Below are 20,848 nucleotides of genomic sequence, written 5' to 3'. Positions count from 1 at the left end.
TATTTACAAGTTATGACTTTTCATAAAGAAGGATACACCTCCATGGCCCTGTGCATTTTGTTTATTTTTATACTGAATGCGCTGGTACACTTTTTTTTGCCCGATGCCCTTATTTTAAGGTGGATCGTGTACATCCTATCGTTCCTGTTATTTATTATTATCCTGCAGTTTTTTCGCAGTCCTAAATTTGCTGTTACCACGCATAACCAGCATGTAATATGCCCTGCCGATGGTAAGGTAGTGGTTATTGAGGAAGTGGAAGAGACCGAATACCTGAAAGATAAACGCATCCAGGTTTCGGTATTTATGTCGCCTATAAACGTGCATGTTAACCGCAACCCTATTGCCGGTGTGGTGAAGTACTTCAAATATCACCCCGGTAAATACCTGGTGGCCTGGCACCCCAAATCATCTACCGAAAACGAGCGTACCACCATTGCTATTGAAAACCCCGAGGGCGTGACCGTATTGTTCCGCCAAATTGCCGGGGCCTTGGCCCGCCGTATTGTATGGTATGTTAAAGAAGGACAGGAAGTTGAGCAGGGCGAGCAGTTCGGGTTTATTAAGTTTGGCTCGCGGGTGGATATATTTTTACCTATAGGTACCCAAATTAATGTAGCCCTGGGCGATAAGGTTAAAGGTGGACGAACCATACTGGCCGAGTTAACCAATCCCCTGTAAACGGCACCCACAAAAGGGGATACTTGATAATAATGCAGTTGAAATACAGTTAATTAAATATAAACCCTACAACCATGAAAAAATCAGTATTAATTTTGGCTGCGGCTATCGTTTTATCGGCTGCCCAATCATTTGCCCATGATAAGGACAAAGGCAAAAAGAAATGCGGAAGCAGCGACTGCTGTAAAAAAGAAGTTAAAGCAACAGCGAAAAAAGCCCCGGCTGCCGTTGCTAAAAAAGCTTAAAGGTTATTCATTTAGCCTGTTGAAAAAACACCTGTTCACTCTATGTAATGAACGGGTGTTTTTTTGTTTAAATAACTTTGCATTTATAGTATGCGCAAATGCTCCCGGCCATAAGGGAATGCCCGCATTAATGCGCCATCAACAAAAAAGCCGGCATCCTTCAACGCCGGCTTTTTCATGAAATATGATTACTAACGCTTACTGGCCACCACCAAGCACATTACCAAATTTGGCTTCGTAGCCTTTGTATTGGGCACTTAACTTGGTAAACAGGGCCTTTTGCTGGTATTTGCCGGTCAGTTCAACCAGGCCGTTCAATATGTAAACGCCCAACTGTACATCGCGCTGGTTAACCGAACCGCCTTTTTGGGTTTGGGCATAGTTATAATCTAACGAGTTAGTAATGTAGGCATCCAGTTCTTCCGTCCATTTGTTAGCTATTTGCGTTTGGCCTAACTGGTAAGCATTGCCGTTCATATAAAACTTACGTAATGCCACCTCGCCGTAAGGGATCTTAGCAGGCATTACCTCTTCGTAGCGTTTAAGGGCTTTAACAGCCAAATCATTATGGCCTTCCTTCATCAAATTGCTAACCAGGCTATTAAACTGTTTCATGATGATAGGGTAAAACATGGTGATAGACTCATGATCCAAATAACGGGCGGTTTTCATATTGCCCCATTTAAACTTGGTCATCATGTTGTTATACATTACCATGGTGTTAACCGGCTCGGGCGCGTTGGCAGCCGTATCGGGCTTTAAGGGCTGTAAGTGGTAGGCAAAGCCTTCGTCGTGCATGTACTTATCCAGGCCCATCATGTTATCGTTACCCACGGTAATAGCAAAATAAACCGGGCGTTTCCATTGGTTGTGCGCCAGTATATCCATTAAGGCCAGGTTATCTTTAGTAACATAATTGGCGTTAAACTTCCACTCAACGGCAGGTACTATCTGGTCTTTTTGATTGGCTTTTACCGTACCTGTTTTTACCACATCATTGGGGTTAACCGTGATCTTAAAGTTTTTGGTAGGCAGGTAATTCATGGTTACACCACTTTCGTACTGCACTTTAGTTTCCGGGTTGTCCGAGGTAATAAAGTCGAACACGTCCTTCAGTTCGGTAGTATCGGTCACGTTCATCTGGTCGTTATAATAAACCACATCGCGCACACCGGCGGCAAACTTTTCGTTAGGCATGGTAATAGGCAACGGTGCCGATTGGTTCATCTGTTGCTTCATTTGGCGTATGTACCAATCGGTACCCAGCAAGCTCAGGTTTACAATACGCACATCGGGGCGAATTCCTTCCACTTCCTGGGCGTACCATAGTGGGTAGGTATCGTTATCGCCGTAGGTAAATAAAATGGCGTTAGGCTCACAAGAGTTCAGGTAGTTGCTGGCCATATCATGCGGGGTGGTTTTGGTAGAGCGATCGTGGTCGTCCCATTCCTGGCTGGCCATTAATACCGGCGCGGCCAATAAGCAAATTATGGTGGCAATTGCGGCACCCGCTTTAGGGCTTACAAGCTTGGTAAGCAGTTCGGCTAAAAACAATACGCCTAAACCAATCCAAATGGTAAATACATAAAACGAACCTACATACGCATAATCGCGCTCGCGGGGTTGCAGCGGGTTCTGGTTCAGGTATAACACAATAGCCAAGCCTGTTAGAAAGAACAGGGCGGCAACCACACCGGCATCGCGCTGGTTACGGCGGAAATGATAGATGAGCCCCATAATGCCTATAATAAGCGGCAGGCAATACAGGCGGTTATACGAGTTACTATCGGTAACCGAACTTGGGTACTGCTTAAACCAATCCAACGGACCAATCCAGTTACCATCGGTACCGTTGCTATCGTTTTGCCCGTCCATATCGTTGGTACGGCCGGCAAAGTTCCATAAAAAGTAACGGTTATACATTTGCTGAACCTGCCAGCTAAAAAAGAATTTTAAGTTCTCTACCATATTAGGCTGATCTTCGGCACCCATTTGCAGCCATTCGCGGTAGAATGCCGATTTATTTCCATCGGCATCGAATATGCGCGGGAACAGTACGTTACGGTCATACACCGTGCTCGATTTTTTACCGGCAACTTCGTATTTGGTAGCACCACGACGGTAAATAGTAGCACCTTCTTTGGATTCAATGGGTTTTGAATCGAAATACTGTCCGTAAATTAACGGGGTTTCGCCATACTGGTCGCGGTTAAGATAACCGTTTAATGCAAAGGCATCCTGCGGGTCGCTGTTGTTTAAGTTGGTACCTGCTTTAGCACGCACAATGATCATCACAAACGAGCTATATCCCAGCAGTAAGAACATGGTACATATCATCACCATGTTTAAAGTATAGCGTTTTTGGCGTACTTTTAACACGTATTCTAATAAAGCTAATACCGCAACAGCGGCAATAAAGCCTACAATACCGCCACTAATGGTTAAAGCCAGCACAAAGCTAACAGCGGCTGTTATTAAAGCTACTGCCGATAGGTTAACCGAATAGTAGATACCTGCAACCAGGGTAACAATAATTAGCAGGTAAAATATGATAGCTCCGCTATTAAAGCTGAAGCCGAATGAATTTACAAAAAGCAGATCGGCAAATGCCGCGCCTTTAACGGTAAACTGTATAATGCCCCAAAGCACTAAACCTAAAACTACGGTACCTATAATGAACGACCATATAGTGCCCGATGCGGTCACGTTTTTAGCCCTGCGGAAATAAATGATTAATGCAATAACCGGTATTACCAGCAAGTTCAGCAAGTGAATACCAATGGAAAGGCCCATTACATAGGCTATAAATATGATCCACCTATCGGCATAAGGTTCGTTGGAGTGGGCATCGAATTTAAGGATGGCCCAGAATACAATGGCCGTGCATAAAGACGATTGTGCATAAACTTCCGATTCCACGGCCGAAAACCAAAACGTATCGGAAAAAGTGTAAGCCAGCGCGCCTACCAGTCCCGACCCCATAATGAGGATCATATTGGTAGTGCTCATGTCTTCCGCTTTTTTAATGAGGATTTTTTTGGCCAACATGGTTATGCTCCAAAACAGGAACAAAATAGTGGCTGCACTGGCCAGGGCCGATGCCATATTAGTCCAGTAAGCAACCTTGGTTACATCGCCAAACGAGAGTAACGAAAACGCCTTACCTATCATGGTAAATAGCGGCGCACCGGGCTGGTGGGCCACCTGTAAACGGTAAGCGCAGGCAATAAACTCTCCGCAATCCCAAAAACTGGTAGAGGGCTCGAGGGTTAAAGTGTAAGTAATAGCGGCAATTGCAAAGGCCAGCCACCCAAACAGGTTATTAATTTTGGTATAGTTCATGTCCAAATATTACGATTCTGCAGTTTTATTTTAAGATGACGAAATTAATAAAACTATGCGTAGGTTAGGTTAAATAGTTATGCTTTAACATAAATTAACAGAGCCCCTCCTAAATCCTCCCCGGGAGGGAGGTCTTTTAATAAAATACGTCCGCGCAGACCTCTCGATAGAGGACCCTGCAATGCTGAAATAATTGCAACCGCTTGGTAACGCAGGGTCCCCTCCGAGAGACCCTGCGGAAACTCTAAAGAATGCGCTGTAGGAGCTACCTGTTTATAGCAAAGAGGTAAGCGTGTTTTTATACCTCGTAGAGGTTACCCTTAATAGCTATTTAGGGGTAGCACCTACGGCGCAAAATATTCATTAATACAAATTACTACAAACAGGTAGCCCCTAATGGGCACAAACCTTAACTTAATGACATTGCCGGGGAGGGGCTACTTTTTCATTTTTTTAAAATATATTTTTGAAGCTTCACATTTTCGCCTTACATTTGCATTCGATTTCGGAAGAGGATAACAATTCTGAAAAAGGATTGTCCGATAGTATAAAGGTAGTACGACGGTTTTTGGTACCGTTTGTCTAGGTTCGAATCCTGGTCGGACAACGAAAGAGAAATTCGAATTTCGGAATATCGAAATTCGAATTTTTTATTTTAAGTGGTTGGGAATCGTCTGAACCGGAATTTGAAGAATTTATAGAAAATACAAATTGAGTAACACGTGTTATGAATTCAGGTAATCTTATAAATTCTTTAAATTCCGGTTCGGGCAGCTAAATCGAAATCAAATATATGCCATTACAGTTCAATTCGGTTAAAGTATTTGCAGGCTCGGGGGCGCAAGACCTCGGCGTTAAGATTGCGAAATCGTATGACGGCCGGGTACTGGGCGATATGTCAATTTCGCGCTTTAGTGATGGTGAGTTTCAGCCGCACATTAACGAATCGGTAAGGGGTTGTGATGTATTCTTTATACAATCTACCAATCCGCCAACCGATAACCTGATGGAACTGCTGATGATGATAGATGCCGCCCGTCGCGCATCGGCCCATTATGTAACCGCGGTTATCCCCTATTTTGGGCTGGCCCGGCAAGACCGTAAAGACAAGCCACGTGTAGCCATTGGCGCTAAGTTAGTAGCAAACCTGTTAACTGCGGCAGGTGCCAACCGGGTAATGACCATGGATTTGCATGCAGCCCAAATACAGGCGTTTTTTGACATACCGGTAGACCACTTAGATGCATCGATCATTTTTGTGCCTTACATTAAAAGTTTGAATTTGCCTAACCTGACTATCGCTTCGCCAGACATGGGCGGATCGTACAGGGCGCGCACCTTTGCCAAGTTTTTTAACGCTGAGGTGGTTATTTGCGATAAGCGCCGTAAACGCGCCAACGAAATTGAAAGCATGACCATTATTGGTGATGTAACCGGTCAGGATATTGTACTGATAGATGATATTTGCGATACCGCCGGTACGCTGGCCAAAGCAGCCGGCTTAATTATGGAGCGTGGCGCCAACAGTGTAAGGGCGGTATGTACACACCCGGTATTATCGGGCAACGCGTACGAAACCATCCAAAACTCGGCTTTAACCGAGCTGATTGTAACCGATACCATTCCCCTAAAAAAGGAATGCAGTAAAATAAGAGTATTATCAACTGCCGAATTATTTGGTAAAGCCATTGCTAATGTAAATGAGCATGGTTCTATCAGCCAGTTGTTTAAAATAGATTGAAACCCACCCCGGCCCTCCCCAAAGGAGAGGGAGTTTTAACTTCCATTGGAAATACGGGAAAAAGTGAATTAATTAAATAGTTAACCATAAAAACGAGGCTTCAAACCCCCTCTCTTTTGGAGAGGGTTGGGGAGAGGTAAAAAAAAATGAAATCAATTGCTATTAGCGGTTCTCCAAGAGAGAACGTAGGGAAACGCGACGCTAAGGAACTGCGTTATCAAGGTCAGGTGCCTGCAGTACTTTACGGTGGTGCTACACAAACCCACTTTTCAGTGTCTGCAGCTGATTTGAAACCGGTTATTTACACACCCGTTGTTCAATTCATCGATTTAACCATTGCTGGTGTTGCTTCACAAGCTATCCTAAAAGACATGCAGTTTCACCCGTTAACCGACGAGATCCTGCACGTTGACTTTTTACTATTGGATGAGAACAAAGAAGTAACTATCGAAGTTCCAATCCTGTTAACCGGTACTTCGCCAGGTGTTAAAATGGGTGGTAAATTAGTGCAAAAATTACGTAAGCTACGTATTAAAGCATTACCTAAAGCTCATTTAGATAGTATTGAAGTAAGCATCGAAGGCTTAGAGGTTGGTAATTCAGTTCGTGTTAGAGATATTAGCTTCGAAGGCTTAACTATCACCAACACACCCGAAGATACGATCTTATCTATCACTACTTCACGTGCCCTGCGTCAGGCTGAACAAGAAGCTGCTGCCGGTGGTAAAAAATAAGTTGTAAATTCTTTTACTAAAAGAGCCGTTCCTTTGTTGGATACGGCTCTTTTTTTATGCTTAAAAATATTATCAGTTCCTCTTTCTGTTTAACATTTAGCAGTATAGTATAGTGGTTTGAATAATGCCGGTAAATGTTTAAAAGTACTTACCGTTTTAACCATTGTTTTTTATTTTAGCCTTATGGCCGAATACCGCATCCCCCTCAAATACCGGAAAATGGAAAACCTGCACATTGTTTTTTGGCTGTTAAAGGATATTGGCTGGTGCTTGTTCTGGAAACCGCTGGGCATCATTATGATCTTCCCTACCCTGCTGTTCTCTATCATCATTGCTTACCGCACACGCGATATGGCCTCCGAGCTATGCCATAACCTGGCCATTACCTTTTGGATAACAGCCAACTCTTACTGGATGATCAGCGAGTTTTTAGGGTTTGATGCGTTGAAGGTTTATGGTAGTATTACCTACAAACACCTATCACTTATCCCTTTTTTAACAGGTTTGCTTTGCTTGCTGTATTATTATTTGATCTGGCAACCGAGGCACCCACATGAAGAGGGGACGATGTGATTATTTAGCCGCCAATTTCAACTCCTTTTTAGTAAATTCTTTCCTGATGATCTCGGGTGAATCGGCCGCGGTATATTCCTGCTGTGGCACCAATACCACAGCCGCATTTTCGGTAGTACAAAATTTAGGAGTTATAAAGCCGTAATAGCTTTTAGAGGTCTTAAACGATTGATTGTCGGCAGTACCAAATTCAGCACTTTTAAGATAAGTAATTAATAGCGCAATGCTCGACCGGCCACTTGCACCAGCCTTGGCGGCTACAGCTAACGGCGTACCCGGAAAAACCGTTTGCCCTAATTTTACAGCTAAGCTTCCTTTTTTAAAGCCGCGGTAAGTAGCCAGCGTTCCATCGGCGTGTTCAATCATTAATTCGTTGGTTTGGCTGGTGTAGGCTACCTCGGCATTGGTATTGGTTTCGTAAAGGTCCTTTATACTCACCACTAATCCCTTTCGTACGGCGGTAACGGTATCTTCGGCCTGGGTAAAAAAGCGGTACACTTTCCAATCATCAGGGGTAGTGCTGCCAAAGTAGGTTGCGTTCACAAAGCTTGATTCAACGGCTTTTACCTTGGTACCTTTTTTAAAGGGCAACAGGTACACAAAATCGGCATTGTACTTTGGGTTCAGTTTACCACGGATGTAGGAATATTTGTACGAAAAACCAATGCCCTGCTCTTTGTTGGAAGGGGTTAAGGTTTTCAGGTTACCGGAGTAATCCTTAGCGGTTAAAGTCGACTGTTCGGCATCATAACTATTAGTGAGGTTGGTAAAAGCAAGTACCACAGTAAATGTGCCTGGGTCGGGTTTTGTAAAGCTAAAATCAACGGTTTTATTACTGTTCACTTTATAGCTTACCTGCACCGGGCTATCTTGCGCTGTAACATTTGCTGCCTGGAGGCCAATAAAAACAAAAATGATAAGGAATTTAAACAGGTTGTTCATGGCTGTAAAAATGCGTTATTCATATTAATAAGATATTAACACAAGCCATAAAATCAGCCGTAGTTACACTTTTTTGTGGATCACCAGTTTTTTGTTCTGCGCTTTGGCAATGTTATCCATGTATTGCTGCATTTCGGCGTATTTGGCCGCAGGTATTACATGGCGGTCCATGTTAAACTTAACAGTGCTTACCACTTCGTTTTTGGCCGCATCGTATTTATAACTGGCCTCATAGGTGCCATAGCTGAACTTCAGGTTTACGTTTTCGGGGAGCGAATCGGCCTCATAACCTGCGGGCAGGCTTATGACCGTGGTGCACGTTTTTTGCATAGGGTGCTCAAAGTAATAATCGCCCCGGCGCTTCTCTACTACGGGCAAAGTGGTTCCCCACAAATCAAACACCCGCGGACGGTAAAATTTTTTGCTACCTGCCGCTATCTCGGTAAAATTGTCGTACTCCAGCTCAAAGTTCACTTCTTTTACCCCCGCACTATCGGCCGCCTGTTTAAAATCAAAAAAAGAGGGTTGTTTAAAATTGAGGTTGCGTATAAGATACTGCTTTTGCTTATCCTGGCTAATGGTGGGCAATTCGCTCACAAACAAATCGCGGTAGCCGCCTGTACTTAATATTTTTACCTGGGCAATGGCGCCGCCATCGTCGGTAAGTTTTACCAGTACCCGGCTGTTAAACTGGTTATCGGCACTGGTACTTTTTGGAGTATTTACCAGTTTACCACCCTCTTCGGTAACTATTAACGCGCGCCGGTTTTCAGTAAACGCCCCTAACTTGCCATAGGGTTTGGTGGTGCTGGTACATTCCAGCCAGGTAGTATCTCCTTTAAAAGGGATACACAATATCACATGGTTAAACGGTGAGGCCGGAAAATCGGTATCGGCAGGTTCATCGTTTACCCCAGCGTTAATAATAGCATAATGCGAGCGGATACCCACGGCTTTAAGCAGCGCGTACATATAGTTGGATAGCGCCTTGCAATCGCCGTATTTGTTCTTATCTACATACGATGCCGGGAAGGGCTTTAAACCGCCTATACCCAACTGTACGCCTACATAGCGCATGTTTTGCTGCATGTAATTATACAAAAAGCGGGCTTTTTCGGGGTCGGTTTTTAAACTTGCGGTCATTTGTTTAATCTCGGCCTCGCGCTCAGGGCTCAGGCTGCATACATTGGCATTAAGGGCCATTTGCCATTGACCAAAATTTTGCCAGCTGCTGATATCACCGGGGATGCCGAAATATTCGAACTTGTTGGCGGCAAACACAATTTTTGGTTCAACCGTCCAGCCGGGTACTTCATCTTCGGGGGTTAAGGCTTTTAAATTTTTAACCTGCCAGGTGTAAACCTCATAAGCACCCTGGGTTTCTTTGGTAGGTTTAAGATTGGTGTTCTTATTTTTATACCTGAAATTGATAGCCGGCACCACCGAAATTTTGTAAGTAGCATTTTGAACGGCCGTTTCCTTTTTTTGAATACGCCATTCCGAAAGATCTATGTAACTGTTCTGCGTTTGTTCATAAATTTTTTCGATAGTGAGAGGATACGTGCCTACATCGTGCGATACCACCATAAAGCGGCTATCGGTAATAAGCGACATGCCATCGGCCGCGGCGCGGTCATACATATCGCTTTTGGTATATTTTTTCAATAGCTTGCCTTCGGCATTGTACACCTGCATCTGGGCCAAATTTATGCTGCTGTACTTTTTATCGTAATATAAAAACAGGGTTGCGGCATCATCCCCCTTGTCATCTAAAATGGTGATAATTTCGTGGGTTTTAGACTGAACCCTGCCCGGGCCCGCAACTTTAATATCTTCCATCGAATACCTGATCACACTATGCGCATCCTGCTTCAAACTATCGGGTATGGCGGCAGCCGTGTACAGTTCTTTAGGCAGGGTTTTATCCTGACCAAAAACACTTACATAATTCATCAATACAATAGCCGCTAAAATAAACGCGCTTTTAAATTGCCTGGAAAACATACGTTACGATGATTTTTTTAATACGACCTGCTCATTAAGCAACTCATGCATTTTTTTATAAAAAGCATATATCTGTGGGTAATCATCTTTAAAATAAAGTGTTTTTTTATATGTAATCACATACCTTATTAATATGGTACCGTCTTGTTCAACCACCATGCGGTTGCAGGTTATATTTTTATCGGGCATTACCAGGTTCATGCTTTTAGGAAGCGCGTCGGATTTAAAGCCTGCCGGTATTTTGTACATACCGGTTAAGTTGTAACTGCTGCAATGTCCAAAATCTATATCGCTTACCCGGTTCTCGCTCAAAAACGGGTTGCTCCGCAGCGAAGAAAACAAATTGGCGTTAAAATATATATAGTCCTTGTCCGATCCGGTTAGCTCTTGCTTAAAATTAATGTGTTGGTTTAAAGGCATATTGTCCTCATCCAGGTTTTCCATTTTGAGCGAGGTAATGCTCAAACTATTGTTATTATCGCGCAGGTAATCAATATACTTTTTTTCGCCATTTACCTTGTATTTTTCAACGTTGCTTGCCCTATCAAAGCTAAAGCTGCTTACCTGGGCCGTGCCATCCATCATACCACCGGGCTGTATCTGGGCATTAATCAGTACTACGCGCCTTACCGGGTTTTCGCGGGTGAGGTACACCAGGTCGTACTTTTTATTGTCTTTATCAATATATAAACCATGCGAGCCCAGTAAATTGGCCGGTGTTTCTAAATAACAGTTGTATTTACTGGTGGCGTCCAGCACATAATTGGTAGTGCTATCAACCGGCACATATACCACAGAGCGGTTAAACTGGTATAAAAAAGAATATACGGGGTTCACCTTGCCGTGCTCACGGGTACTTACTACCATGGGGTAAGCCTTAACGCCCGATTGTTTAAGCAAATGATATAAAATCAGATTTATTTCGGTTGAGTTACCTGTCTTTTTTTCCCATGCTTTACTGGTACCGTCGTTAGTGTACCAACGGTCAACGTTGTTCCACTTCATGGTATTTTTCACCTCGTTAAATACATAAGCAATTTTCTCTTCATCGGTTTTCAAGGTTTTTGCTTTATCAATGATGATATTTTCTCCCAACAGTTTCTTTTTTAACTGCAATCCAAAATCTTCATCATCTGCAAGCCTGCCCCCTACTTTAGCCCAGGTATTTGAAAACGACTGGGTAAAGCCAACCGGCGGCCTAAACGAGGTTAGGTGAAAGTACAAACATTGCAAATTATCCACTTCAGAGGTCATGTAAGGCTCCCTAACCATGGCAGGCACATTAGCCATTGCCCACTGGGTCTTATTTTCTAAAAACATTAAGGGTGTGCTGGTGCCACTGCTAATGGACCGCGATTCGGTTTGGGTTGCATATTTAGTGAACGGCCTGTAATGGCGCTGCTGCGTAGTAAAATCGAACCAATCGGGTATAGTGGTTACTAATTCACTGTATTTTATCGGGATCTCCTCTTGAAAAAACCAGTCGGGAATGTCACTCAGGGAATTTATGGTTTGCTGATATTTATATTCGATAACCGACCCCGATTTTACATTAGGGAACGAAAACACCAGGGCCATACGGCTTTTATCTACGTTTTCGGTAAAAATCTGTTTCTTATCCAGTTTTACGGCTTCTACCTTGCCATCGGCCAGGTTATAGATCTGCCCTTGCAGCCCGGTTATATACTCAAACCGGTTACCACCATAATACTCAATACGAACATCGGCTTGCTTTTTGCCGCTTTCGTTAAATATTTTAACCCGCTTATGATGCTGGATAACTATATTGAGGTTATCATCATAATAAAGCTCGCCTTTATTAAATAACACCATGGCGGCGGCATCTTTTTCAAACTCACATTCTTTAAGCTCCAGGTCGGCTTTATCAATTTTACCAAATGCCTGCCCCTCAGTTGTAAACTTTTGTGCATGCAGTGTAAGGGCACCAATAAACAGTAAAATGGTAGTAAATATTTTTTTCATGTATAAGGTTTATGGCACCAAAATAAATATAAAAGGTATTAAAAAAAAATATTAAAAACATTATTTAAAGCCGTTTGTAAAAAATCATATAGGGTTATAATTCAGCTTAAAGCCCCATAAAATCAATAAAAAGCCCTGAGTAAACTATTGTTTAAATAGTTTATAAGTTTTTTACTATAATCACTATATTAATACTAACTTTAAGTTAATATTTACATCTAAAAAATATTGCTACCATACGCTTAAATCACAGTTTTAATGTACAGCTGGCATGGATAATTTAAAACAGGTTAAACATTTATATGCACGAGCGGCTTTTGGTATAGATTATGCCACCCTGCACAATCAGCGTAACTGGGGACCAAAAAAATCGGTTAAAAATCTTTTTAAAGATTCGGAACACGCCAAACCAATTACAGCCGTAACCGAAAACCTTGACCTCATGCCTTTGGCTAAAGATGCTAATGAGGAGCAGCGAAAGGCTTTGCAGGAGAAACGCAACCAGCAGGAAAAAGCCCTGAACATGGCCTGGATGACGCAAATGGGAACTACCCGAGCCCAGTTGCGCGAAAAAATGACCCTGTTTTGGCACAACCACTTTGCCTGCAATATTGGTAATTATTACTATCAGCAGCAGTTAAACAACATACAGCGTACGCACGCCTTGGGCAACTTTAAAACTTTGCTCACGGCGGTATCGCAATCGCCCGCTATGCTGCAATTTTTAAATAATCAGCAAAATTATAAAGGCCACCCTAACGAGAACTTCGCCCGCGAATTGATGGAATTGTTCACGCTCGGCCGAGGCCATTATACCGAGCAGGACATTAAAGAATCGGCCAGGGCGTTTACCGGATGGGCTTACAACGGCAAAAACAGCGAGTACACCTTTAAGCCCGGCAGCCACGATACGCAGCCCAAAACCTTTATGGGCAAAACCGATAATTTTTGTGGTGAAGATATTATAGATATCATTTTGAATAACAAGCAAACTGCTCGTTACATCAGCACCAAGCTATACAAATATTTGGTGAACGAAATGCCCGACGATGCTCACATCAGTGAGATGGCAGACGTATTTTACAACGCCAACTATGAAATTCAACCCCTGCTGGAACATGTATTTACTGCCGATTGGTTTTACGAGGATAAAAATACGGGTAACCTGATTAAATCGCCGGTGGAGCTGTTGGTAGATTTAACACGCCGGTTTCACATCAGTTACCAAAACCCCGATGTGCTGATCCAGTTTCAACGTACATTGGGGCAGGTATTGTTCCGGCCGCCTAATGTAGCCGGCTGGCCGGGCGGAAGAAATTGGATAGACAGTTCGTCGCTCATGTACCGTATTAAAATACCATCAACCATACTAAATGCCGGGCTAATTGACTTTGCAGGCAAGGCCACGCCCGAAGATGAAGCCTACCTGGCATCGCAGCGTAAGCAGCAGTTAAATGTTATTAAACGTGTGCAGGCTTCGCCCGACTGGAATAAGTTTTTGCAGGGCATCCCCCTCAAGGTTCCGCACCAGGAAGTGGCCCAGTATTTACTCGAACCCATGTTGAACGACCGTATTATAGCGGAGGTGAATAAAGCACCCGACATTAAATCGATGGTAATACAGGTGGTTTCTACACCGGAGTATCAGCTTTGTTAAGCCAATGAGTGAGTTAGTGAGGGTGTGAGTTAATGAATTAAATTACAGGACTTGAATGAACTGATGGGTAGCGAAAAATCAAAGCAATCACTCATTCAAAAATCAGTCATTAATTATGAGACGCAGAGATTTCTTAAAGAGCAGTACCCTGGCATCGGGGGCGTTTTTAATACCGGCTTTTTTAAAGCCGTTCGAATCGTTGGCTATGGATGCCGTGAGCGGGTATAAAAACCTGGTGATTATCCAGCTTTCGGGCGGTAACGATGGTTTGAATACTATTGTACCTTTTGGCAGCGATGTATATTATCAAAAACGTAAAACGGTGGCTATTAATCAATCGGAGATCATTAAACTAACCGATATGCAGGGCCTTAACCCTAACCTGGCTGCCTTGCAGGAAATATACGACCAGGGCTGGATGAGCATCGTTAATTCGGTGGGCTACCCTAACCCCGACCGCTCGCATTTCCGTTCTATGGATATATGGCAAACCGCCAGTGATGCCGACCAGTTTTTAAGCACCGGGTGGATAGGCCGTTACCTGGATTCCAACTGCCAAACCTGCCAAAACCCATATACCGCTGTTGAGGTAGACGATACATTATCATTAGCTCTTAAAGGCGCCAAAATGAAAGGCATAGCCGTGCAAGACCCAAACAAACTGTTTCAAACCACGCGGGAACCGTTTTTTAAAGACCTGGTGAATGCTCCTAAAAACGATCACCTGCACGAAGACAACCTGGGCTATTTATATAAGACCATGATTGAAACCTATTCATCGGCCGATTATATACAGAAGACCTCTAAAACCTATAATGTAACGGCTACCTACCCCACCTCCGGTTTAGGTTACCAACTGAAAAATGTATCGAAGTTTATTAATGCGGGTTTACAAACACGCATTTACTACGTATCGCTCAGTGGTTTTGATACGCATGTGGGCCAGCAGGCACAGCAGGGCCGCCAGTTAAAAATTTATGCCGATGCCGTAGCCGCATTTGTAAAGGATTTAAAGCAAACCGGTAAATTGGATGATACCATGATTATGACGTTTTCTGAGTTCGGCCGCCGGGTTGAGCAAAACGCCAGTAATGGTACCGACCATGGCACGGCCAATAACGTTTTCCTGTTTGGCGGTAAACTGGCTAAACCGGGTATTTATAATGCAGCCCCCGACCTGGCTAACCTCGAAAACGGTGACCTGAAATACCAGGTAGATTTTAGGGAAGTGTATGCCACGCTGCTCAACAAATGGCTGGACGTGGATAACAGTAAGATTTTGAATAAAAATTTTGCGGGGTTGGATTTAGTATAGGTTCATGATTTTAAAAAAAAATTTCACCAACAGCTTTAAAAACTTTCTATTTATCCCAAAACACAGTTCATTGCATTGTATGATAAAAAATGCTGTCATATATTCTCCTGCTTTTACCTGTTCAATCATTAAACCGGGCCGTAACCGCAATGCTTACCGCTTACTTTTTGTTCAACCTTGCCCCGCTTTCGGCACAAACGGTTTCGCCAACCTATCCTAAAATAGCTGCCTACGTAGGTATTTTGCAACCTTTAATTACCTTCGGCAGCTATGGCACTCATGTTAATTTCAGCGGCAGCTATACCGTAGGCATACCAACAGGCATTAATATATGTAAGAGGGCCGAAAACGGCATCAGTAAAATGAATAACTTTTTATTTCATACCGGAGTGCTGATAGCTCTCGAGCATGGTTACACCATTGCCGGCCGTGCTCCATTTTAAACGTTGGGCAGGTACGGTGTAAAACCAGGTGTTTAATAAAGCACTGGTCACAAAAAGGATTATGGCTATTTTGCAGCTTACCCTTACCCGTACGCTTTGGTAACAATATGCCTACAAGCTATACAATTAGTTTTCAGTTTGGGATAGTGTTTTAATCATGGTTACTTACTCGTTAACATGATAATTGATGATTTTTTGCGGAAAAATGAAGTTTATTGAAGGTTTTATGAACTTTTATGAAGTAAAAACGCACTGAAATTGAGCAACTTTTTAAAAGCCATGTTTGAATTTTGTAATAAAATGTGTTATATTCGTAATAAGTATATCACATACAATAAATACTTTTGACTATAATTTTTAGCCATGGGAAAGCCGGAAACCTTAGAGGATTTTTATCAGCAAAAGTTTAATTACCTGCCCACCAACCTGCAGCAGGACATTGGCCATTTCAACGTATTCCGTTTGGAGGATTGTTATGATCCTGCTGCCAAACCGGTAACTTATAGCCGTCGCGATTTTTACAAAATCAGCCTTATGAGCGGCAGCGGACGAATACATTATGCCGATAAAAGTATTGAAATTGAGGGCACTACGCTTATGTTTTTCAATCCGCAGGTGCCTTATACTTTCGAATCCTTTTCGGATGACCGAAGGGGTTTTTTCTGTATTTTTTCAAAGTCGTTTTTTACCGATAAAGTACGTGGGGGCATAAGCGACCTGCCCATGTTTGCACCGGGTGGAAAGCCAGCTTATTCGCTTAATAATGAGCAATATGGCCAGGTAGCAAACGTGTTTGAACGCATGCTGGGCGAAATAGGTTCGGATTATGCCTTTAAGTACGACCTGCTGCGCAACTACGTAACCGAGCTTACCCATTTTGCTTTAAAATCTCGCCCTTCGGAGAGTTTATACCAGCACCCGGATGCCAAATCGCGCATTACGGCCGTGTTTACCGAGCTGTTAGAGCGGCAATTTCCTATAGAAACGCCATCGCAGCGGTTTACCATGCGTTCGGCTAAAGACTTTGCCTCACAGTTGGCTGTACATGTAAACCATTTAAATCGGGCCATTAAAGAAACTACCGGCAAAACCACTACCGATTTAATTGCCGAACGCATTGTAGCCGAGGCTAAATCGTTGTTGCGCCATACCGATTGGAACGTATCGGAAATTGGTTATTGCCTTGGTTTTGAGGAACCTGCACATTTTAACAACTTCTTTAAAAAGCAAACTCAGCTAACCCCCACAGGATTCAGGATAGCGGCTTAGGTTAAGTTGAAGCTTTGCGCAAACAAAAACTTTGCGGCTTGTTATGTAATATACAAATTACATTAAATGCCCAAATTATGGATCCCTTATTTAATGCCCTGCTGGTTACCGAAAAAGAAGGTGAATATGTAAAAGAGATTAACCAAGTAACTGTAGATCAGTTACCTGAAAATGATCTGCTCATTAAAGTAAGCTATTCTTCTATCAATTATAAAGACGCGCTTTCGGCTTCGGGCAATAAAGGGGTAACCCGCAAATTTCCGCACGTACCAGGGATAGATGCTTCGGGTATTATAGTACGCTCAAATACAAATATTTTTAGCGTGGGCGATAAGGTGCTGGTTACCGGTTTCGACCTGGGTATGAACACCTGGGGAGGTTTTGGCGAATATATCAGCGTACCTGCCGCTTGGGTTTTAAAGCTCCCCAAAAAGCTGTTGTTAAGAGATGCTATGGCTTTCGGTACTGCCGGCTTAACTGCCGGACTATCTGTTTATCAATTAATTAACGCAGGACTAAACCCCGATAAAGGCGAGGTGGTAGTAAGCGGTGCAACGGGCGGGGTTGGCAGCATTGCTACCGCAATATTAGCCAAACTGGGTTTTAATATAGCTGCGGTTTCGGGCAAAAAAGACGATGGTTATTTACTGGGTACACTTGGCGCCAAACGAATTATAACCCGGGAAGACTTTATAGCCGAATATGATAGCAAATCTGTATCCACGCCGACATTTGCAGCCGGGATAGATACGGTAGGCGGGCCAACCCTGTCGGGTATGTTAAAAGCCATGAAGTATGGTGCCACCGTTGCCAGTTGCGGCATGGTATCGGCTAACGAATTGAATACCAGTATTTTTCCATTTATTTTACGTGGCATTTGCCTTGCCGGCATCGATTCGGTACAAGCACCCATGCCACTGCGGAGCCAGGTGTGGAACCTGCTGGCAACCGGCTGGAGGCCGGCTAACTTAAACCAGATGATTACCGAAATTACCCTCCATGACCTCCCCGCCAAACTAAACGAGGTACTGCACGGACAGGCCAAAGGCCGCTACGTACTGGCGTATAGGTAATAATTTACAGGACTACAAAACCTGCCAGTTTAAGCTACTTGATGACTTAGCAAATTGTATAGGTCTTCGGCAAGCTTATACTACGTGGCAGTATTCCTGCAATTTTTCACTTCATAAAAGTTCACAAAACCTCATATAATTACATAAAACCACGTTATTTCTTCATAAAAGTTCATGTAGTGTGGCCCACCGGCTTAACCTGATCTTTATGATAATTTTATAGGATTGTTTGAATTTTGCAATCATTGGATTGATTTGCGCAAACGCTTGCCTGGTGTTTGCAGTACCTTTGAATCATCAAAACATCAGCACCATGAAAGCAAAAAAAGTATGGTTTATAACAGGCGCATCCAAAGGATTCGGGCTTAGCCTGGTGAAGCAGCTGCTAAGGTCTGGCCAGCCAGTTGCCGCTACCTCCCGCAATATAGATGAACTTGTTAAGGCTGTTGGCAGTAGCCCTGCTCACTTTTTACCCTTGCAGGCAAACCTGGCCAACGAGGCCAGTGTGGCCGCTGCTATTTACGAAACCAACGAACTGTTTGGCAGAATAGATGTGGTAGTAAACAATGCAGGTTACGGCATAGGCGGCAGTATAGAAGAACTCACCGACGAAGAAAACCGCAATAGTTTCGACGTGAACGTGTTTGGCACGCTCAACGTAATCCGCAAGGTAATGCCCTACCTGCGTAAACAGCAGTCGGGCCATATCATTAACCTGTCGAGCATTGCCGGCATAGCACCGGGTAGCGGGTGGGCCATTTATACCGCTTCCAAGTTTGCGGTAATAGGCTTGTCGGAAGTATTGGCCAACGATGTACGGCAGTTTGGCATTAAGGTTACCGTGGTTGCTCCCGGTGCTTTCCGTAACAATTTATTAACCCCCCATTCACTCATAATGACTGAAAATTCTGCAAACGAATACAGCGATGTACGTGACAGCCACACCCGTTACCTGCAAATAGACGGCAACCAGGACAGCGACCCCGAAAAAGCAGCCAATGCTATGATAGATATAGCTAACGAACAATATGCACCCTTGTACTTACTGTTGGGCACGGATGCTTACGAGCGTGCCATGCATAAACTGGAGTACCTGGATAAGGAGTTTCGCCTGAACAAAGAGCTGTCCAAATCAATGGCTTATCAAGGTTAATCACACAAAGTCAATCATACAATAAGCAAATACCGATCATGAGCAATCAACAAAAAGTATGGTTTGTAACCGGTGCCTCTAAAGGGCTGGGTTTAAGTTTAGTTAAAACATTATTGGCACAGGGATATAGGGTAGCCGCCACATCGCGCAAGGTAGAAGATTTGAGCGCGGCCGTGGGCCAGGCAGCTCAGGGACGGTTTTTACCATTTGTGATGGACTTAAAATCGGAAGATAGTGTAGGCGGGGCTATTAATCAAACCCTGAACCGTTTTGGCCGTATTGATGTGGTGGTAAATAACGCCGGTTACGGTATATTAGGTGCTTTAGAAGAGTTAACCGATGCCGAAGCACGCGAGAATTTTGAAGTGAACGTATTTGGTTCTTTGAATGTGATTCGTAAGGCTATGCCTTATTTGCGCGAACAACGATCGGGACATATCATCAATATTGCCTCTATTGGTGGTTTCAGCGGTAATTTTCCTGGGTTTGGTATTTATTGCGCTACTAAATTTGCGGTGCATGGTTTTACCGAATCGCTGGCGGCTGAGGCTAAAGCCTTTGGTGTGCATGCTACGGTAGTTTCTCCAGGTTATTTCCGTACCAACTTCCTCGAAGCCGATTCGGCAGTAGTGCCCCAAAATCCAATTGACGCTTATGAAGCCGTTCGCCAATCGCAAAAAACTCACCAGGAGGAAATCAACGGTAACCAGCCCGGCGACCCCGACAAAGCGGCCGATGCAATGATAGAACTTAGTAATGCCGAAAACCCGCCCCTTCATTTGTTTTTAGGCGAAGATGCTTATAACGTAGCCTATGCCAAAATAGATGCCTTAAAAAATGACTTAGAAACCTGGAAAGCGGTAACTGTTGGTACTAACTTTTCGGAATAATACCCCTCATATAGCGTTTATCGCATCATGTCATTACGAGCGATAGCGTAGCAACCGCACGCATGCCTATCTAAACGCGTGCGGTTGCCACGTCGCTATTGCTCCTCGCAATGACATGGTTTTTAATTACCAATCACCCAAAATAACACTTATGGAAATTTGCTATATCATGCTGAACATATTTCGTTTAGCACTGGCCGTTACAGTCAGCTATTACATGGTTAACCAGTTTTACACTATAAACAAAGGATAACAAGTCAACAACAATGGAAACCAAAACCGACTACACCGGCATGTGGGTAACGAAAGACGGCTACATACGCCACAACTTACTACCCAATGGCCGTTACGATGAAGCCCGCGGTGACCGAAAAAGCGCTTACCAGGGCCGTTATATCCTAACCGGTAACCATATAGACTATGTGGATGATACCGGTTTTACTGCGGACGGTGATTTTAGGGACGGAGTGTTGCACTATGAGGGAACGTTGGTTTGTAAGGAGTTGTGAATCCTATTGCACAATGCGTATTTACAAGAATAAGTTTATGGCATGAATTGCCTTATACTTTTTATATTTGTATATGGACGCACTCATTGTTTACCCGGAAAATAAAGACCAGCTTGTTGCTTTGAAAGCCGTTATGAAAGCCATGAAAATTGCTTTTGAGCAAAAGAGCGATACTTATCCTGATGAAGTTATTAAAGGTGTTGAAAAATCGTTACAACAAGCTAAAGACGGTGCTTTGATGCCTTATAAAGGAATAGACGAAATCCTTGATTTTCCCTATAGATAATACACTAA

General features: G+C 43.5%; 18 protein-coding genes and 1 tRNA gene. 15 read left to right on the top strand and 4 right to left on the bottom strand.

Going from position 1 to position 20,848, the window contains the following annotated elements; genetic code table 11:
* Positions 1-12: 12 nt before the first annotated feature.
* Positions 13-681 (top strand): phosphatidylserine decarboxylase family protein, encoded by a 669-nt coding sequence (locus tag ACFQ3S_RS11820; RefSeq protein ID WP_377164603.1) that lies wholly within the window; start codon positions 13-15, stop codon positions 679-681.
* 74 nt (positions 682-755) lie between these two features.
* Positions 756-926: a hypothetical protein gene (locus ACFQ3S_RS11815; protein WP_377164601.1), complete on the top strand. Its 171-nt coding sequence runs from the start codon at positions 756-758 to the stop codon at positions 924-926.
* Between the two features lie 198 nt (positions 927-1,124).
* On the opposite strand, the gene ACFQ3S_RS11810 is transcribed toward ACFQ3S_RS11815, so the two are convergent.
* Complete coding sequence (locus tag ACFQ3S_RS11810) at positions 1,125-4,268, bottom strand: DUF2723 domain-containing protein (protein WP_377164599.1); 3,144 nt, start codon at positions 4,266-4,268, stop codon at positions 1,125-1,127.
* A 536-nt stretch (positions 4,269-4,804) separates the two neighbouring features.
* On the opposite strand from ACFQ3S_RS11810, the gene ACFQ3S_RS11805 reads away from it, so the two are divergent.
* The 4 genes from ACFQ3S_RS11805 to ACFQ3S_RS11790 all read left to right on the top strand — a co-directional run bounded on the left by ACFQ3S_RS11805 (position 4,805) and on the right by ACFQ3S_RS11790 (position 7,316).
* Positions 4,805-4,875 (top strand) — tRNA-Gln (locus ACFQ3S_RS11805).
* Between the two features lie 186 nt (positions 4,876-5,061).
* Entirely contained in the window at positions 5,062-6,009 is a 948-nt protein-coding gene (locus ACFQ3S_RS11800; protein WP_377164597.1) for a ribose-phosphate pyrophosphokinase, read from the top strand.
* Between the two features lie 146 nt (positions 6,010-6,155).
* Positions 6,156-6,743 (top strand): 50S ribosomal protein L25/general stress protein Ctc, encoded by a 588-nt coding sequence (locus ACFQ3S_RS11795; protein WP_377164595.1) that lies wholly within the window; start codon positions 6,156-6,158, stop codon positions 6,741-6,743.
* Between the two features lie 183 nt (positions 6,744-6,926).
* A complete protein-coding gene (locus ACFQ3S_RS11790; RefSeq protein ID WP_377164593.1) occupies positions 6,927-7,316 on the top strand; it encodes a hypothetical protein in 390 nt (129 codons plus the stop codon).
* Here the strand turns inward: ACFQ3S_RS11790 and ACFQ3S_RS11785 are convergent, their stop codons facing one another.
* The 3 genes from ACFQ3S_RS11785 to ACFQ3S_RS11775 all read right to left on the bottom strand — a co-directional run bounded on the left by ACFQ3S_RS11785 (position 7,317) and on the right by ACFQ3S_RS11775 (position 12,245).
* A complete protein-coding gene (locus ACFQ3S_RS11785; RefSeq protein WP_377164591.1) occupies positions 7,317-8,258 on the bottom strand; it encodes a hypothetical protein in 942 nt (313 codons plus the stop codon).
* 63 nt (positions 8,259-8,321) lie between these two features.
* Entirely contained in the window at positions 8,322-10,262 is a 1,941-nt protein-coding gene (locus ACFQ3S_RS11780; RefSeq protein WP_377164589.1) for a DUF3857 domain-containing protein, read from the bottom strand.
* A 3-nt stretch (positions 10,263-10,265) separates the two neighbouring features.
* Complete coding sequence (locus tag ACFQ3S_RS11775; RefSeq protein WP_377164587.1) at positions 10,266-12,245, bottom strand: DUF3857 domain-containing protein; 1,980 nt, start codon at positions 12,243-12,245, stop codon at positions 10,266-10,268.
* Between the two features lie 271 nt (positions 12,246-12,516).
* On the opposite strand from ACFQ3S_RS11775, the gene ACFQ3S_RS11770 reads away from it, so the two are divergent.
* From ACFQ3S_RS11770 to ACFQ3S_RS11730, 9 genes are all read left to right on the top strand, one after another.
* Positions 12,517-13,902 carry a DUF1800 domain-containing protein gene (locus tag ACFQ3S_RS11770; RefSeq protein WP_377164585.1) on the top strand — a complete coding sequence of 462 codons (1,386 nt, stop codon included), beginning with the start codon at positions 12,517-12,519 and terminating at the stop codon, positions 13,900-13,902.
* Between the two features lie 115 nt (positions 13,903-14,017).
* On the top strand, positions 14,018-15,217 hold the full coding sequence (locus ACFQ3S_RS11765) for a DUF1501 domain-containing protein (RefSeq protein ID WP_377164583.1): 1,200 nt from the start codon (positions 14,018-14,020) through the stop codon (positions 15,215-15,217).
* An 89-nt stretch (positions 15,218-15,306) separates the two neighbouring features.
* Positions 15,307-15,660 (top strand): hypothetical protein, encoded by a 354-nt coding sequence (locus tag ACFQ3S_RS11760; RefSeq protein WP_377164581.1) that lies wholly within the window; start codon positions 15,307-15,309, stop codon positions 15,658-15,660.
* A 363-nt stretch (positions 15,661-16,023) separates the two neighbouring features.
* On the top strand, positions 16,024-16,929 hold the full coding sequence (locus ACFQ3S_RS11755; protein WP_377164579.1) for a helix-turn-helix domain-containing protein: 906 nt from the start codon (positions 16,024-16,026) through the stop codon (positions 16,927-16,929).
* A gap of 77 nt (positions 16,930-17,006) precedes the next feature.
* Entirely contained in the window at positions 17,007-18,002 is a 996-nt protein-coding gene (locus ACFQ3S_RS11750) for a YhdH/YhfP family quinone oxidoreductase (RefSeq protein WP_377164577.1), read from the top strand.
* A gap of 313 nt (positions 18,003-18,315) precedes the next feature.
* On the top strand, positions 18,316-19,155 hold the full coding sequence (locus ACFQ3S_RS11745) for an SDR family NAD(P)-dependent oxidoreductase (RefSeq protein WP_377164575.1): 840 nt from the start codon (positions 18,316-18,318) through the stop codon (positions 19,153-19,155).
* Between the two features lie 38 nt (positions 19,156-19,193).
* Positions 19,194-20,045: an oxidoreductase gene (locus ACFQ3S_RS11740; protein ID WP_377164573.1), complete on the top strand. Its 852-nt coding sequence runs from the start codon at positions 19,194-19,196 to the stop codon at positions 20,043-20,045.
* A 266-nt stretch (positions 20,046-20,311) separates the two neighbouring features.
* The gene (locus ACFQ3S_RS11735) at positions 20,312-20,554 is read left to right on the top strand and encodes an Atu4866 domain-containing protein (RefSeq protein WP_377164571.1); all 243 of its coding nucleotides are present in this window, start codon (positions 20,312-20,314) and stop codon (positions 20,552-20,554) included.
* A gap of 73 nt (positions 20,555-20,627) precedes the next feature.
* Positions 20,628-20,840 carry a DUF2683 family protein gene (locus ACFQ3S_RS11730; protein WP_377164569.1) on the top strand — a complete coding sequence of 71 codons (213 nt, stop codon included), beginning with the start codon at positions 20,628-20,630 and terminating at the stop codon, positions 20,838-20,840.
* Positions 20,841-20,848 lie beyond the last annotated feature (8 nt).

It is taken from the genome of Mucilaginibacter terrae (assembly GCF_042679325.1).
GTDB lineage: Bacteria > Bacteroidota > Bacteroidia > Sphingobacteriales > Sphingobacteriaceae > Mucilaginibacter > Mucilaginibacter terrae.
This window is presented reverse-complemented; position numbering and strand designations above follow the sequence as displayed.